The sequence below is a fragment of the Porphyrobacter sp. HT-58-2 genome, assembly GCF_002952215.1.
Classification (GTDB): Bacteria; Pseudomonadota; Alphaproteobacteria; order Sphingomonadales; family Sphingomonadaceae; genus Erythrobacter.
The window spans coordinates 1,410,405-1,426,457 of record NZ_CP022600.1 but is presented as its reverse complement, the minus strand read 5'-3'; the positions used below and the strand labels follow the sequence as shown (position 1 = coordinate 1,426,457).

The following is a 16,053-nucleotide window of genomic DNA, read 5'->3' as shown; positions in this document are numbered from 1 at the left end:
CGCGATCGGGGTTTATGTTTGCGCGGGGCTGGAAGGGTGCCAGCCCATCCGCAGCAAAGGGGGACATTTCGACATGATCGCAAGCAATAGGGCCACCATCACCGCAGCGGCGCTGCTGGCCATGCTGCCCGCTAGCGCCGCGCAAGCGCAGATGCCCGCCGATCCCAAAGGGCTGACCGGGGTCTACGGCGGCAGCTATATCTGCCCCGATGGCGAGCACGGCGCTATGCTTGAAGTGACCGGGGTGGAGCCGCACGACATGGCCAATTATCCCTATCGGATCAGCGCCCGGCTCGCCTTCTTTCCGATCGTCAGCCAGACCTGGCAACGGCTCGGCAAGGTCGCGGGCAGTTTCTCGATGCGCGGCACCATCGCCAAGGACGGAACGGTGCGGCTCATGCCGGCCGAATGGATCGTCGAGCCCAAGGGCTATGGCTGGGCGCGGCTGGAAGGGCGCTTCGCCCCGCGCGATGACGGTTTGATGGCCTTCGAAGGCAAGCCGCAAGCCAATGGCGGGGTTGATTGCCGCGGCTTTGTCGCAACCCGCGCGCTTCCGGCCATGGGCAAAGGTGCCGAATGATGCGCGCCCTGATGGCAGGGCTGCTGGCGGCGGCGCTGGCGCTGGCGGGGGGCGGCGCCGCTCCCGCGTGGGGTCAGCGGCAGGAGAGCCCCGAGGCGATGCACAAGCGGGCCAGTGCCATGTCCGATAGCAACCGCGACGAGGCCCGCAAGCTGTGGGATGCCGCCTGCAACAAGGGCTATGTGCCTTCGTGCATGGCGCTCGGCGCGAGCTACAATGTCGGATCGTTCTTCGGATCTGTCGATGGCGCGATGAAGTCGAGGGCGGCCTACAGCCGGGCGTGCGACCTTGGCCATGGCGAAGGCTGCCTCAAGCTGGGCGATGCGCAAACGCCGCTCGGCCTTTTCGCCGCCCCAAAAGAGGCGCAGGATTGGGACGGGGCAACAGCCGCCTATCGCAAGGCGTGCGATACCTACAGCATTCCCAATGCCTGCCTGAAGGCTGGTGAAATTCTCGGGCGAGAGGCCAATCCCAAAGCCGACTTCCAGCTCACAAGAGACTATCACAAGCGCGCCTGCGATCTGAAGGTGCAGAAAGCGTGCGATTATCTTGCTATCACACAGGGCAGACCGCCCGTCGGCAGCGAGGGCGAGAAACATGTCCGCGCATATGGCAAGGTCGATCGCACCGTCCCTGCGGAACCTGGGCTGCTGCAATTCTTAAAAGGGCGGCGGGCGGCCAATCGGGATAGTTCGGTGCTGCTCCAGGCCGATGTCGCGGCGGTGCGTGATTATCTGCTAGCCGATGGCCGGATCGACGATCAGGAACGCGATCTGCTGGTCGAACTGACTTACCCCGAATTCAAGGCGGTGAAGATTTATCGCGCGGGCGCCGCCCATCCGTGGGAGGCTGAGGGGGTTGTGCTTTCGACCGTTGCCAAGGGCTGGCGCGGTCCCTTGCTCGCATTGCTCGACGATCCACCGCCCGCTCTCACGTGGGACGAGAGCGACCGTAAGGGAACCCTGATGCGCCTCGCCCGTGTCAGCCGCACGCCGGGGATGGAAGCTCCGGTCAAGGCACTGATCGCGGGCAAGGTGGCGGAAGCAGCTCCGGCTTCGACCGTGCAAAGCGGCTATAATCCGATCCGGGGCCTGATCAGCGACATGCTCGGCTCGGTGCAGGAGCTGGAAGCCGACGGCACCCTCGACAAGGACGCCAGTGCAGGTGTGCGCAAAATGTATCACGAAGCGACCGAAAGCGGGATCGCGCAGTCGGGTGTGCAGATACCTCGCTTCCTCTACAACTGGATGCGTCCGATCTAGGAGCCTCTCAAACAAAAGCCGCCCGCGCGGGATACGCGCGGGCGGCTTCATCATCCGGGCAGCCTCGCCTGACCGCCCGAAAGGTTTAGCGCGGGGCCATCCTAATCGCGCCGTCGAGACGCACGTCCTCGCCGTTGAAATAGCCGGTTTCGATCATGGTCATGGCGAGCTTGGCATATTCGGTCGGGATGCCAAGGCGCTTGGGGAACGGCACGCTCGCGGCCAGCGCATCGCGCACGTTCTGCGGCGCGGCGGCGAGCAGCGGGGTGTCGAAGATGCCCGGCAGGATGGTGTTGACGCGGATGCCCTCGTTCATGAGGTCGCGCGCAATGGGGAGCGTCATGCCGATCACACCGGCCTTCGAAGCGGAATAGGCCGCCTGCCCGATCTGGCCATCTTCACCGGCTACGCTCGCGGTATTGACGATCGCGCCGCGCTCGCCGAATTCGTCGATCGGGTCGAGGGTCATCATGCCCGCAGCCGACTTGGCGATGCAGCGGAAGGTGCCGATCAGGTTCACCTGAATGACGAAATCGAAGGCCGAGATGGGGAAGTGCTTGATCGAGCCGTCTTCCTTGCTCCGGCTGGCGGTCTTGATCGCGTTGCCGATCCCGGCGCAGTTGACGAGGATGCGCTCCTGACCGTGGGCGGCACGGGCCTTGGCGAAACCGGCGTCGACGTCTTCATCGCTGGTCACATTGACCTTGCAGAAGATGCCGCCGATTTCGGCCGCCAGGGCTTCGCCCTTTTCCTCGTTCATGTCGAAGATCGCGACCTTGGCGCCCTTGGCTGCCAGAGCGCGGGCGGTCGCCGCGCCGAGGCCCGAGGCACCACCGGTGACGACGGCGGGGGTATTGGCAGAAACTTCCATTGGATTTTCCTCTCAATCAAAATTCGTCATCCCGGCGAAGGCCGGGATCTCGATCGGATGGGTGGAGCCTTTCGGCTCTGGGCCCCGGCCTGCGCCGGGGTGACGGTAAAAATCTAAAGCGCCTCGATGATGGTCACGTTGGCGACGCCGCCGCCTTCGCACATCGTCTGCAGGCCATACTTCTTGCCGTGGCGCTTCAACGCGTGAACCAGCGTCGCCATCAACTTGGTGCCGCTCGCGCCGAGCGGGTGGCCGAGCGCAATCGCGCCGCCATGGACGTTGAGCTTGTCCGGATCAGCGCCGGTGTGCTTGAGCCATGCCAGCGGCACCGACGCGAAGGCTTCATTGACCTCGTAAAGGTCGATGTCGGCCATTTTCATCCCCGCCCGCTCAAGCGCGCGGTCAGTGGCAAACAGCGGTTCTTCCAGCATGATCACCGGATCGCCTGCGGTCACGGTGAGGTTGTGGATGCGAGCAAGAGGCGTGAGGCCGTGGGCCTTCAGCGCCGCTTCGCTCACCACCAGCACCGCCGAGGAACCGTCGCAGATCTGGCTGGCCGAAGCCGCGGTGATCGCGCCATCGGGCGACAGCAGCTTGACGCCAGCGATGCCTTCCAGCGTCGCATCGAAGCGGATGCCTTCATCGACGGTGTGCATCTGGGTGCCTTCGGGGGTCTCGACTTCCACCGGCACGATCTCGCGCTCGAAGGCGCCGGCCTTGGTCGCGGCAATCGCGCGTTCGTGGCTGGAGAGCGCGAAGCGATCGAGATCGTCCTTGGTGAAGCCGTGCTTCTTGACGATCATCTCGGCACCCATGAACTGGCTGAACTGGATGCCGGGATACTTCGCCTGCAATTCGGGCGACATGTAATGGCCGAGACCTTCCTTCATGTGGAAAGTCGCGTTCGAGCCCATCGGCACGCGGCTCATGCTTTCCACGCCGCTGGCGATGACCACGTCCTGCACGCCGCTCATCACCGCCTGCGCGGCAAACTGGATCGCCTGCTGGCTGGAACCGCACTGGCGGTCGATGGTGACGGCGGGGGTGGACTGGGGCAGCAGCCTCGACGCCAGCACGCCCATGCGGCCAACCTGCATCGCCTGCTCGCCCGCCTGCGTCACGCAGCCCGTCACCACATCGTCGATCGCCTTGGGATCAATGCCCGAACGCTCGACCACGGCATCCAGCGACTTGGCCAGCAGATCGACCGGGTGAACCCCGGCCAGACGGCCGCCACGCCGCCCACCGGCGGTGCGGACGGCTTCGACAATATAAGCTGTGCTCATCTCTCTCTCCTTGGCTGGCGCCGGGCAATCAGTTTCACTTCGCCACTTGCGTCTGGCCAAGCGCCTATTGGAGCGCCCGGTGCAAATCAAGCGGTCAAAAATGGCATTTCCCGTCCCGGCCGACGCGCCCAGACATTCCTTTTTGCTGCCAAACCGGGCGCGGTCGCGGAACCTTGTGGCGATTGGTTCGTCTTGAGAGTTGCATGGCGCTCAACAAGCCAGCGGCATGGATGCCGGGCGGCGGCTGTACGGGCGATGTAACGCCTCAGACCTAATGTTGCAAAACTGCAACGTTGGGTAATTTAATTCTGAATTCCTGTTCAGGAACACCCCGGAGCGTTGCGCGCCGAGGGAGAATGTCCTTTAATTGGAAGGTAGCGGGGTGCTCCGCTCTCAACAAGGGACTCTCAAGCATGAAAAGGTTTTTCCAAGCTGATCGTCGTATCGGCCTGTTTACCAGCGTCGGGGTTGTCGCCCTCACGCTGACGAACCCGGCGCTCGCGCAGGACGCCGCGGATGAAGAAGCCGTCGTCACCACCGACGCACCGGCTGAAGAAGCGCGCTCCATCGTCGTCACCGGTTCGCGTATTCGCAACCCGAACCTGCAGCCGTTCGAGCCGACCACCACGATCGACCGTGAATTCATCGATCAGCGTAACTTCATCAACGTCGCTGACGCGCTGAACACCCTCCCGCAGATCCGCGGCTCGGTCACGCCGAACGGCGACCAGGCCTCGTTCGGTCAGGGCGTGAACTTCATCAACAACTTCGGCCTCGGCTCGAACCGTACGCTGACCCTGATCAACGGTCGCCGCGTCGTGACCTCGAACCCGCCGTCGCTGTTCGGCCCGGGCGCTCCGGGTAACCAGGTTGACGTCAACATCATCCCGACCGCGCTGGTGAAGTCGGTCGACATCGCTTCGACCGCCGGTGCGCCGGTCTATGGTTCGGACGCGATCGCCGGTACCGTCAACTTCATCCTCGATGACAAGTACGAAGGCCTCTCGCTCAACGCGACTTCGGGTATCTACGAGGAAGGCGACGGCCACTTCTACCGCTTTGAAGGTGTCTACGGGACCCAGTTCGCCGGTGGCCGCGGTCACCTGCAGATCTCGTCGTTCTACACCTACACCGACGGTATCCTGAACGCCCAGCGTCAGGACTTCCTGAACGAAATCGAAAACCAGCCGAACACTGTCGACATCCCGAACCGTCTGGCTCCGGGTGTCGGCCTTGACACTGGCGGTGCCGATGGCAACCCGGCCAACGTGCTGTTCTTCGGCTCGCGCATTTTCGCGCTGTCGAACAACGGCGTGATCTTCGGCGGCCCGCTCGGCGTTACCAGCGCCGGCGGTGCGATCAACGGTCTGAGCGGCACTGGCGCGTTCCAGTTCGACGCGCAGGGCAACCTGGTTCCCTTCAACGTCGGGACTCGTCCGCTCAACATCGCAGGTACCGCTGCTCAGGGTATCCGCGGCTTCGGCGGCGACGGCTTCCAGTTCTCTGACTTCGGCCAGCTGACCTCGGACCTGCGTCGTTTCGGTGCCAACCTGTTCGCCAACTATGACGTGACCGACAAGATCAACGTCTTCGTTGAAGCGCAGTACTTCGATTCGCGCGCTGACGAGTTGGTGCAGCAGCCGACCTTCAACACCCCGCTGTTCGGCGGGCCGAGCAGCGCGCTCACGTTCAACATCAACAACCCGTTCCTGACCGATCAGGCCCGCGGCGTGTTGCAGAACGCTGGCGTGACCAACTTCACCATCTCGCGCGCGAACGTTGGCTTTGCCGACCTCACCGGTTTCTCGGAAACCGAATTCATGCGCGGCGTGCTGGGCGCTCGTGGTGATTTCAAGCTGTTCAACAACGACTGGAACTGGGAAACCTCGTTCACCTACGGCAAGTCGAACATTGTCGACTTCCGTCAGGACATCAACGTTCAGAACTTCACCAACGCAACCAACGTTGCCACCAACGCTCAGGGCCAGATCGTCTGTGCGGCCAACCTTCCGGGTGGCTTCACCGGAACCCCGGTCCAGTCGGGCTTCACGCCGATCGCGGATTCGCAGTGCGTTCCGTTCAACTTCTTCGGTCTGCTCGCCAGCCCCGAAGCGCTTGACTACGTCACTTCGGACAACGTCACCGAAACGAACATGGAACAGATCGTGTTCAACGCCAACCTCGGTGGCGCGCTGTTCAAGCTGAACGGCAATGACGTCAGCGTGAACGCCGGTTACGAATACCGCCGTGAAAAGGGTGCGTTCCTGCCGTCGGAATTCGAACGGCTCGGCCGCGGTCGCGGTGCTGCGATCACGCCGATTTCGGGTCAGTTCACCCTGAACGAAGTCTTCGGCGAAGTCCTCGTGCCGCTGATCACGCCGGAAAACGACATGCTGATCGAATCGGCCATCGTTTACGGTCGCGGTCGTTACGTCGACAACACCGTGAACGGCGGGTTCTTCTCGTGGGCGGCCGGTGGTAGCATCGCGCCGATCCGGGATATCGAGTTCCGCGGCAACTTCACCCGTTCGTTCCGTGCTCCGGCGCTGACCGAACTGTTCCTGCCGCAGGCCAACGCGTTCGGCTTCATCCCCGATCTGTGTATCCCGGGTGTGGTCACCGGTGGTCCGAACCCCGAAGCGCGTCAGCGTAACTGCGCTGCCTTCCTCGCTGCCTTCCCGAACATCGGGCGTCCGCAGCTGGCAGCTCAGGCTTCGGTTCCGATCGTGATCGGCGGTAACCCGGCGCTCGAGAACGAGCAGGCCGACAGCTACAGCCTGGGCGTGATCCTGCGTCCGCGCTTCATCCGCAACCTCTCGCTGACGGTCGATTACATCAACATCGCCATCAGCGGGCCGATTGCCCAGCTGACGACTGCCGAGATCAACTCGGGCTGCTTCGACAACGACAACTTCAACACCGCTGATCCGGCCAACGGCAACCAGTTCTGCTCGCTGATCCGCCGCGATTCGCTGGGTGAAGTTATCGCCGACGCCAACAACCCGGGCGTGCGCACCGGCTTCGTGAACGGCAATGCCATCGACTTCGAAGGCATTCAGGGCGCGCTGCTCTACAGCACCTCGCTCGACGGCATCGGCATCAAGGGTAACCTTCAGATGGCGGGTAACCTGCAGGTCGTGCTGAACCGTGTCACCGACATCACCGGCGTGGCTCCGGCCCGTTCGGACGCGGTTGTCGGCGACCCGACCTGGGCTGGTCAGTTCACCCTGAACTACACCAACAAGAACTGGGGCATCGGCTCGGTGATCCAGTACACCGGTCAGCAGCTGCTCTCGCGGTTTGACCGTACGCCTGACGCACGTCAGTTCGACAAGCTGGAAGACTTCATCACCGCCGACCTGAACATGTTCTATCGGACCGATGACAACTTCCGCTTCAACGTTGCGGTGCGCAACCTGTTCGACCGTCGCTGTCAGGTGATCGGCGCCGGGTTCTGTATCCCGGCGAGCCGTAACGACGTCTTCGGTCGTCAGTTTACGGTCAACGTCACCAAGGAATTCTAATCCTTCGGTAAACGGACAAAGGAAAGGCCCCGGGAAACCGGGGCCTTTTTTTGTTGGCTCAGAAGATTAAAGGCCGCGCGCTGGCCGCAACAGACCAACGTGCGCCCGTCAGGCGACCTGCATTGTCAGCTGCCCGTCGCCCTCGTCGATCGCCAGCGTGGCGCCATCGGGCAGCTTGCCCTCCAGCAGCATCTCGGCGAGCGGGTCCTGCAGATAGCGCTGCACCGCGCGCTTCAGCGGCCTTGCGCCATAGACAGGGTCATAGCCGACCCGCCCCAACCAGCGCAGCGCCGCTTCGGTGAGATCGAGCGTGATCTTGCGGTCGCTGAGCAACTTCTGCACCCGGCCCACCTGGATTTCGACAATCGGCGCCATGTGCTCCTGCGCGAGCCGGTGGAACAGGATGATCTCGTCCAGCCGGTTGAGGAACTCCGGCCGGAAATGCCCGCGCACCACGTCCATCACGTCCTTTTCGACGCTGGCGACCTCGGCCCCGTCAGGCAGGTTGGCGAGATACTGGCTGCCGAGGTTCGAGGTGAGGATGATCAGCGTGTTGCTGAAGTCCACCACCCGGCCCTGCCCGTCCGTCAGACGGCCGTCGTCGAGCACCTGCAACAGCACGTTGAAGACGTCCGAATGCGCCTTCTCGACCTCGTCGAACAGCACCACCTGATAGGGGCGGCGACGCACCGCTTCGGTCAGGACCCCGCCCTCTTCATAGCCGACATAGCCCGGAGGCGCGCCGATCAGGCGGGCGACGGCGTGCTTCTCCATGAATTCGCTCATGTCGATGCGCACCATCGCGCTGTCATCGTCGAACAGGAACCCGGCGAGCGCCTTGGTCAGCTCGGTCTTGCCGACGCCAGTGGGGCCGAGGAACAGGAAGCTGCCGAGCGGGCGGCCTGGGTCTTGCAGACCCGCGCGCGCGCGCCGCACGGCCTTGGAGACGGCTTCGATGGCCTGGCTCTGCCCGATCACGCGACGCCCGAGGATGTTCTCCATGTCGAGCAGCTTCTCGCGCTCGCCTTCCATCATCTTGTCGACCGGAACGCCCGTCCAGCGGCTGACGACACCGGCGATATCCTCTTCAGTCACCTCCTCGCGCAGCAACGCGTTGGCCGCCTGCCCCTGCGCCTCGGCAAGCTGCTTTTCGAGCGCCGGAATCGTGCCGTAGGACAGCTCACCCGCCTTCGCGAGATCGCCCTCGCGCTGGGCCTGTTCAAGCTCCAGCCGCGCCGCGTCGAGCTGTTCCTTGATCTTGCCCTCGGCCTCGATCTTGTCGCGCTCGTTCTGCCAGCGCGTTGTCAGTTCCGCCGACTGCTGTTCGAGGTTCGCCAGCTCCTCGCGCAGAGCGACCAGCCGATCCTTCGAGTTCTGGTCAGTCTCCTTCTGGAGCGCCTGTTCCTCGATCTTGAGCTGGATAATCCGCCGGTCGAGTGCTTCGATCTCCTCGGGCTTGCTCTCCACCTCCATGCGGATGCGGCTGGCGGCCTCGTCCATCAGGTCGATCGCCTTGTCGGGCAGGAAGCGGTTCTGGATGTAGCGGTCGGACAGCTTCGCCGCGGCGACGATCGCACCGTCGGTGATGCGCACGCCGTGGTGCAGTTCGTACTTGTCCTTGATACCGCGCAGGATCGAGATCGTATCCTCCACGGTCGGTTCGTCAATATAGACAGGCTGGAACCGCCGCTGGAGCGCGGGGTCCTTCTCGACATATTTCTGATACTCGTCGAGCGTGGTCGCGCCGATGCAGTGCAACTCGCCGCGGCTCAGCGCAGGCTTCAGCAGGTTGGAGGCATCCATCGAGCCTTCGCTCGCGCCCGCGCCGATCAGGGTGTGCATTTCATCAATGAACAGGATGATCTGGCCCTCGGCGTGCTTGACCTCGTCGAGCACCGACTTGAGCCGCTCCTCGAACTCGCCGCGATACTTCGCACCTGCGATCAGCGCCCCCATGTCAAGGCTCATGAGCGTGCGGCCCTTCAGGCTGTCGGGGACATCGCCATTGGCGATACGCAGCGCGAGGCCTTCCGCAATCGCGGTCTTGCCGGTGCCGGGTTCGCCGATCAGGGCGGGGTTGTTCTTGGTCCGGCGGGCGAGGATCTGGATGGTGCGGCGGATTTCCTCGTCGCGGCCGATCACCGGATCAAGCTTGCCGTCGCGCGCCGCCTTGGTGAGGTCGCGCGCGAATTTTTGCATCGCGTCATAGGTGCTTTCCGCCCCGGCGCTATCCGCGCGCTTGCCGCCGCGCAGCTGTTCGATGGCGGTGTTGAGGTTCTGCGGGGTGACACCTGCCGCCTTCAAGGCCTCGCCTGCCGCGCCCTGTGACAGGGCGAGCGCGGTCAGCATCCGTTCTACGGTGACATAGGAATCGCCCGCCTTGTCGGCGAGCTGTTCGGCAGAATCGAGCAGACGCACTGCATCATTGTCGAGTCCAGGGGTCGCCTGAGCGCCGCTGCCGGTCACCGCCGGGATCTTCGACAGGCCGGCATCCACCGCAGTCGCTGCCAGCGGGGCCTGTCCACCTGCGCGCTGAATCAGGCCGGCGGCCATGCCCTCGCTGTCTTCCAGCAGAGCCTTGGCGATATGCAGCGGGGTAATGCGCTGGTGATTGAGGCGGATCGCGACAGTCTGCGCGGCTTGCAGGAAGCCCTTCGCGCGGTCGGTGAACTTTTCGAGATTCATGATCGTCTAACCCCTCCAAAGGTTGCCGTCATCAGATAGTGTTGCACATTGGCAACACAAGTCCCGTCGTGCAAAAATCGCGCGGCAGGTGTGTTACTGAAATAGGTGGGTTTGATCGGCAGCCATGGCAAGGGGCCTGTTGCGAAGACCGCAAGCCTTGACCTCCCACCTCCTGCGCGCAACAACGCAGCCTGCGGTTTGGGAGAGACATCCGTCATGATCTGGGTGAAGCGCGGCGCCTTTGCGCTGGTGGGGGTGCTTGTGCTGGCGGTGGTGGGACTCGCCAGCTGGGAACCGTTCTTCGCCAGCGCGGCCAACGCGCCCGGACAAGGCCGCGTCTATTCCGCCGAGATCATCCGGGACGATTTCGGTGTGCCGCACATCTACGGCAAGACAGACGCCGACACAGCTTACGGCGTCGCCATCGCCCATGCCGAGGATGATTTCTTCACCTTGCAGGACGTGGTTGCCATGGCGCGCGGACGCTACGGCGCGATTGCGGGCGAAGACGGGGCGAGGGTCGACTATGTCTACCACCTGATCGATGCGCGCGGCACGGCAGAACGCGAATACCCAAAGCTGCCAGCCGATACCCGCGCGCTGTTCGAGGCCTATGCCGCGGGCCTCAACCAATATGCCGCCAAACACCCCGGCGAGGTGAAGCTTGCCAACCTGTTCCCGGTCGCCGGGATCGACGTGGCCGCTGGTTTCGCGCTGCGCCAGCCGTTCTTCTTCGGTCTCGACAGCGTGATCGGCCCTCTGGTGGCTGGAGAGGACCTGCGCCGCGAACATGGCCCCGATATTCCCGGCTTCCCGCGCGATCCGCTCCCAGTGGCCGCGCCGGCCCCCGCCACAGCCCGGCAGCAGGCGCGCGCACTGGTCCTGCCGCTGGGCGAGGATGCGGAGCACCTTGGCTCCAATGCCTTCGCGGTCGCTCCGCAGAAAGGCGGCGGGACAACCACCTTGATCTCGAACTCGCACCAACCGCTGCGTGGCGGCGTGGCGTGGTACGAACTTGTCGTGGAAAGCGGCGAGGGCTGGCATTTTGCCGGAGCGAATTTCCCCGGATCGCCCTTCCCCTTCCTTGGTCACAACGAACATCTGGGTTGGACCAACACAGTCAACACCCCCGACATGATCGACGTCTATCAACTGGAGGTTGACGAGAGCGGGATGCACTACCGGCTCGACGGGGAATGGCGCGATCTCGAAAGCAGGTGGGTGACGCTTCCGGTCAAGGTTGGCCCCGTGGTGCTGCCGATCCGGCGCGAGGTGCTGCGTTCAGTCCACGGGCCTGTGATCCGCAACGACAAAGGTGCCTTCGCGATCCGCTATGGCGGAATCGGGCGGCTGGAGCAGCTCGATGCCTATTACCGCATCAACAAGGCAACCAGCTTCGAAGAGTGGGAAGCGCAACTGGCACGCCTTGCGATCCCTTCAACCAACTTCATCTATGCCGACAAGACCGGCACCATCGCCTATGTCTACAATGCCGCGATCCCGGCTCGGCCCGAAGGTGTCGAGGCCAACTGGCGCTCGGTTCTGCCCGGCGACCGCAGCGATCTGATCTGGCAGGGCGCAGTCGATTACGCTGCCCTGCCCCGGATCGTGAACCCGGCAAGTGGCTGGCTCTACAATTCGAACAACACCCCTTTCACCGCAGCAGGCAGCGGGAGCGATCTTGACCCTCAGGCGTTCTCGCCGGTGATGGGTATTGAACTGAAGCAGACCAACCGCTCATGGCGCGCCTACAAGCTGCTTTCGGAAGCCAGGGTGCTTGACCGCAAGACTCTGGAGGCAATCAAGTATGACACCGGCTATGAACGGCTGGGCTATGTTGCGCGGTTGTTTGACGGGCTGGAGACGATGGAAGCGCGCGGGCGGCTTGCCGAGGCGCGCGATCTGCTGCTGTCCTGGGATTTCACTGCTGACGGCAAGGGCCGCGCCGACGCGCTCGCCCTGCTGGTGATCCGCGATTTCATGTCCGCCGACTATTCGAACAAGCCGTTCCCGGACGTGACCGAAAAGCTCGGCGCGGCAAGCGATCACCTGATGACCCATTTCGGGCGGCTCGATCCGCCAATGGGCGAACTTCTGCGACTGAGGCAGGGCGGGCTTGACCTGCCGCTCGACGGCGGATCGGACACCTTGCGCGCTTCGACCACCTGGGATGTCGCAGAAGATGGCCGCCTCAGCCTCAAGCACGGGGACAGCTTCATCATGTGGATCGAATGGCAGCCCGGCCAGCGCGTTACCTCACGTTCGGTCCAGCCCTTCGGAGCGGCCACCACCCGGCCCCGAAGTCCGCATTACACCGACCAGATGCGGCTGTTCGTCGATCACCGGCTGAAGCCCGTGTATTTCTGGCGCGATGATCTGCTGGCAAAAGCCAGCAGTCGCCGCACCGTCACCAGCGCGCGTTAACGCTCTCGTCTTCAACCTGAATTCACCACTGGAGCCTTTGTCCATGACCTATCGTTTTGCTGCCGCCAGCCTGTCAGCGCTTGCGCTTGCGATTGCCGCCCCCTTGACCCCTGCACTGGCTCAGGGAGCTCCCACGGCAGCCGCCACCACTCCCCAGCCGACCGCCGATCTTCCGGCGCTCGTCTCTCAGGTAAAAATTCCTTACGAGGAATTCGATCTCGCCAACGGTCTCAAGGTGCTGGTGCATGAGGATCGCAAGGCGCCGATCGTCAATGTGACCGTGTGGTACAATGTCGGTTCCAAGGACGAGCCCAAGGGCAAGACCGGCTTTGCGCACCTGTTCGAACACCTGATGTTCAACGGCTCGGAAAACGCGCCGGATGATTACTTCCAGTATCTTGCCGAGATTGGCGGAACCGATTTCAACGGCACCACCTGGTTTGACCGCACCAACTATTTCCAGACCGTGCCGCGTCCCGCGCTGGAGCGCGCCCTGTGGCTGGAGAGCGACCGCATGGGCTACCTGCTCGGCGCGGTGACGCAGGAGAAGCTCGATAACCAGCGCGGCGTGGTGCAGAACGAAAAGCGCCAGGGCGACAACCAGCCCGGCGGGCTCGTGTTCTACGAGGTGCTGAAGACCCTGTTCCCTGAAGGCCACCCCTATCGCCACTCGACGATCGGTTCGATGGCAGATCTCGACGCTGCCTCGATGGAGGACGTGCGCAACTGGTTCCGTGACAATTACGGCCCCAACAACGCGACCTTGGTGATTGCAGGCGATATTTCCGCTGCCGAAGCGCGCCCGCTCGTCGAAAAGTATTTCGGCGCGATCGCACGCGGCCCGGTCAACGAACCGGCGATGGCCGATGTCCCCACCCTCGCCGAGCCGGTGCGCAAGACCTTCAAGGATCAGGTCGCTGCCACAAGCATCACCCGTTACTGGGCTGTCGAAGGCCTTACCGGCAAGGACCGTATCGCGCTTGAAGTGGGCGCTTCGATCCTCGGGGGCCTGGCATCGAGCCGTCTCGATCAGGAGCTGGTCCGCGACGAGCAGCTGGCGGTTGGCGTTTCCGCCAGCAACTCAGCCTTCCAGCGCATCGGCATCCTCAGCGTCAGCGGCACTCTCAAGCAGGGCGTCGAACTGGCAACTCTCGAGAAGCGCATGGACGAAGTGGTGGCGCGGCTGATCACCGAAGGCCCGACTGAAGACGAAGTGCGCCGTGCAGTCACCAGCACGCTTGCCCGGACGATCCGCGGTCTCGAACAGGTCGGCGGCTTCACCGGCAAGGCCCAGACCCTTGCTGAAGGGCGTGTGATGACCGGCGATCCCGCCTTTTACGCCACGGAGTTCGAAACCCTCGCCAAACTTACGCCCGCTGAAGTCCGGGACGCGATGGCCCGCTGGATGACCCGTCCGGCGATGACCGTGGTGCTGGAGCCCGGCCCGCGCGATGCCACCTATGAGGAAGCGGCCTCGGTCAAGGCCGATGGCGCCAATGCCTCCGAGCGTGATCGTGCGGCCGAAACCATCAGCGTTTCGGTCGAGCGTCCCAAGCCGCCGGTCGACAGCGTCGCCGAACTCGATTTCCCCGCGATCGAGCGTGCAACGCTGAACAACGGGATGAAGGTCACCTATGCGCGCCGTACGGCGGTGCCGGCGACCTATGTGGCGATGAGCTTTGATGCCGGAAGCGCGGCTGATCCGGCCGACAAGGCGGGTCTGGAAGGTCTGACGCTGTCGCTCTATAACGAAGGCACTGCCAAGCTTACCTCGCAGCAGATCGCCGAGGCGAAGGAACGTCTGGGCGCGACCATCTCGGTCGGCGGCGGCGATGACCGTTCGACCTTCACCCTTTCAGCGCTGACCGCCAACCTTGCTCCCAGCCTCGACCTGATGCGCCAGATCATGCGCGAGCCGGCCTTCAACCCTGACGATCTGGAGCGCGTGCGCAATCAGACCATCGTCAGCCTGCGCCAGCAGATGAAGTCGCCGCAGGGCATTGCGCAGCGCACCCTGACCCCGGAACTGTTCGGTGCGGAAACCCCCTATGGTGGTGTCAGCACGGTGGAGAGTGTCGGCAGCATCACTCGCGATGATCTGATCGCTTTCAAGGACAGCTGGATCCGTCCCGACAATGGCGAGGTCTTCGTCATTTCCGATCGTCCGCTGGCCGAGGTGATGAAGGAACTCAACGCGGTGTTCGGCGATTGGAAGGCTCCCGCAAGCGCCAAGGGAACCAAGCAATTCGCCGCCACCACCGCGGCCGAGGGCAACCGCATCATCCTCGTTAACCGCCCCAACTCGCCGCAAAGCATCATTGTTGGCGCACAGGTCACCCCGCTTGATGCGGGCGATCAGGCCTTCATCGACTTCAACAGCGCCAACAACTCGCTGGGCGGCAACTTCCTCGCGCGTCTTAACATGAACCTGCGCGAGACCAAGGGCTGGAGCTATGGCGTGCGTGGTGGTTCGCAGGCGCGCGAAAATGCGGTGGTCTACAGCATTTCCGGCGGTGTTCAGGCTGACCGCACCGGGGATTCGCTGGCGGAGATGATCCGCGAAACGCGCGAATTCCTGACCGAGAAGGGCGTCACCACCGAGGAGCTTGAACGCACCCAGGCCAACGAAGTCGGCGGCCTGCCGGGCCGATTCGAAACTTCGCCCGCAGTGCTTGGCGCCATGCAGTCGAACGCTCTGTTCGGCCGCCCCGAAACTTCGCCGCAGTGCTTGGCGCCATGCAGTCGAACGCTCTGTTCGGCCGCCCCGACGACTATCAGGAAAAGCTGGCCGGCATCTACCGCGCCCAGACCACTGAAAGCCTCGATGCGGCCGCCCGCGCCGCGATTGCAACCGACAAGTTCGTGTGGGTCGTCGTCGGCGATGCCAGCACGGTGCGCGCACAGCTCGAACCGCTCGGCCTGCCGATCGAGCAGCGGGAGATGGAAGGCGAGTAAGCCGCACAGTTTCAGCGCGCTTCGATCCAAATCCGGTTGAAGCGCGCTGACATGAGTGTAAACAACGCGTTCGAAATCCCGATCCGCGCAAGGGTCCGGATCCAAGGAGGGAGTTGAATATGTCCGTTGCAGGTACCTACAAGACCATCGTCAAGAGCCCGATGGGCGATCAGACCGGCACGCTCACCGTGGTGCCTGATGGCGACACCTTCTCGGGTTCGCTGGTCGGCAGCCTTGGCTCGATGGACATTGCCGGCGGCACCGTCAGCGGCAACACCATCAGCTGGAAGATGAACATGACCGTGCCGATGCCGATGACGCTCGATTGCGAAGCGACCATCGATGGCGACATGCTGACCGGCTCGGTCAATGCCGGGGCCTTCGGCGCGATGCCGCTCTCGGGCACCCGCGAAGCTTGATCTGATCCATAACTTAGTTCAAAAACAGGCCGTTGCAGCTCACGCTG

The 16,053-nt window shown here is 63.5% G+C and carries 9 protein-coding genes; 6 read left to right on the top strand and 3 right to left on the bottom strand.

The window, feature by feature from the left end; genetic code table 11:
- Nucleotides 1-73 precede the first annotated feature (73 nt).
- On the top strand, nucleotides 74-580 hold the full coding sequence (locus tag CHX26_RS06725) for a hypothetical protein (RefSeq protein WP_104941707.1): 507 nt from the start codon (nucleotides 74-76) through the stop codon (nucleotides 578-580).
- Nucleotides 577-1,842, top strand: coding sequence for a sel1 repeat family protein (locus tag CHX26_RS06720; RefSeq protein ID WP_104941706.1), 1,266 nt, complete (start codon nucleotides 577-579; stop codon nucleotides 1,840-1,842). The genes CHX26_RS06725 and CHX26_RS06720 overlap by 4 nt, the downstream gene beginning before the upstream one ends.
- A gap of 85 nt (nucleotides 1,843-1,927) precedes the next feature.
- Here CHX26_RS06720 and CHX26_RS06715 read toward each other — a convergent pair whose 3' ends face one another.
- On the bottom strand, nucleotides 1,928-2,713 hold the full coding sequence (locus CHX26_RS06715; RefSeq protein ID WP_104941705.1) for an SDR family NAD(P)-dependent oxidoreductase: 786 nt from the start codon (nucleotides 2,711-2,713) through the stop codon (nucleotides 1,928-1,930).
- Nucleotides 2,714-2,826: 113 nt separating this feature from the next.
- The gene (locus tag CHX26_RS06710) at nucleotides 2,827-3,999 is read right to left on the bottom strand and encodes an acetyl-CoA C-acetyltransferase (protein ID WP_104941704.1); all 1,173 of its coding nucleotides are present in this window, start codon (nucleotides 3,997-3,999) and stop codon (nucleotides 2,827-2,829) included.
- A gap of 413 nt (nucleotides 4,000-4,412) precedes the next feature.
- Between CHX26_RS06710 and CHX26_RS06705 the strand changes: the two genes are divergently transcribed.
- Complete coding sequence (locus CHX26_RS06705) at nucleotides 4,413-7,523, top strand: TonB-dependent receptor domain-containing protein (protein ID WP_172449735.1); 3,111 nt, start codon at nucleotides 4,413-4,415, stop codon at nucleotides 7,521-7,523.
- Between the two features lie 108 nt (nucleotides 7,524-7,631).
- Here CHX26_RS06705 and clpB read toward each other — a convergent pair whose 3' ends face one another.
- The gene (clpB, locus tag CHX26_RS06700) at nucleotides 7,632-10,208 is read right to left on the bottom strand and encodes an ATP-dependent chaperone ClpB (protein ID WP_104941702.1); all 2,577 of its coding nucleotides are present in this window, start codon (nucleotides 10,206-10,208) and stop codon (nucleotides 7,632-7,634) included.
- 216 nt (nucleotides 10,209-10,424) lie between these two features.
- Between clpB and CHX26_RS06695 the strand changes: the two genes are divergently transcribed.
- The 3 genes from CHX26_RS06695 to CHX26_RS06685 all read left to right on the top strand — a co-directional run bounded on the left by CHX26_RS06695 (nucleotide 10,425) and on the right by CHX26_RS06685 (nucleotide 16,006).
- Nucleotides 10,425-12,632, top strand: a complete 2,208-nt coding sequence (locus CHX26_RS06695) for an acylase (protein WP_104941701.1) — start codon at nucleotides 10,425-10,427, stop codon at nucleotides 12,630-12,632.
- 43 nt (nucleotides 12,633-12,675) lie between these two features.
- Nucleotides 12,676-15,627 carry a M16 family metallopeptidase gene (locus tag CHX26_RS06690; protein ID WP_442956922.1) on the top strand — a complete coding sequence of 984 codons (2,952 nt, stop codon included), beginning with the start codon at nucleotides 12,676-12,678 and terminating at the stop codon, nucleotides 15,625-15,627.
- Nucleotides 15,628-15,706: 79 nt separating this feature from the next.
- Nucleotides 15,707-16,006: a hypothetical protein gene (locus CHX26_RS06685; RefSeq protein WP_104941700.1), complete on the top strand. Its 300-nt coding sequence runs from the start codon at nucleotides 15,707-15,709 to the stop codon at nucleotides 16,004-16,006.
- The last annotated feature ends 47 nt before the right edge of the window (nucleotides 16,007-16,053 follow it).

Bases quoted from the DNA above. Each gene is read 5' to 3' on its own strand.
- CHX26_RS06725 (WP_104941707.1), top strand. From the start codon at position 74: ATGATCGCAAGCAATAGGGCCACCATCACCGCAGCGGCGCTGCTGGCC.
- CHX26_RS06720 (WP_104941706.1), top strand. From the start codon at position 577: ATGATGCGCGCCCTGATGGCAGGGCTGCTGGCGGCGGCGCTGGCGCTG.
- CHX26_RS06715 (WP_104941705.1), bottom strand. From the start codon at position 2,713: ATGGAAGTTTCTGCCAATACCCCCGCCGTCGTCACCGGTGGTGCCTCG.
- CHX26_RS06710 (WP_104941704.1), bottom strand. From the start codon at position 3,999: ATGAGCACAGCTTATATTGTCGAAGCCGTCCGCACCGCCGGTGGGCGG.
- CHX26_RS06705 (WP_172449735.1), top strand. From the start codon at position 4,413: ATGAAAAGGTTTTTCCAAGCTGATCGTCGTATCGGCCTGTTTACCAGC.
- clpB (WP_104941702.1), bottom strand. From the start codon at position 10,208: ATGAATCTCGAAAAGTTCACCGACCGCGCGAAGGGCTTCCTGCAAGCC.
- CHX26_RS06695 (WP_104941701.1), top strand. From the start codon at position 10,425: ATGATCTGGGTGAAGCGCGGCGCCTTTGCGCTGGTGGGGGTGCTTGTG.
- CHX26_RS06690 (WP_442956922.1), top strand. From the start codon at position 12,676: ATGACCTATCGTTTTGCTGCCGCCAGCCTGTCAGCGCTTGCGCTTGCG.
- CHX26_RS06685 (WP_104941700.1), top strand. From the start codon at position 15,707: ATGTCCGTTGCAGGTACCTACAAGACCATCGTCAAGAGCCCGATGGGC.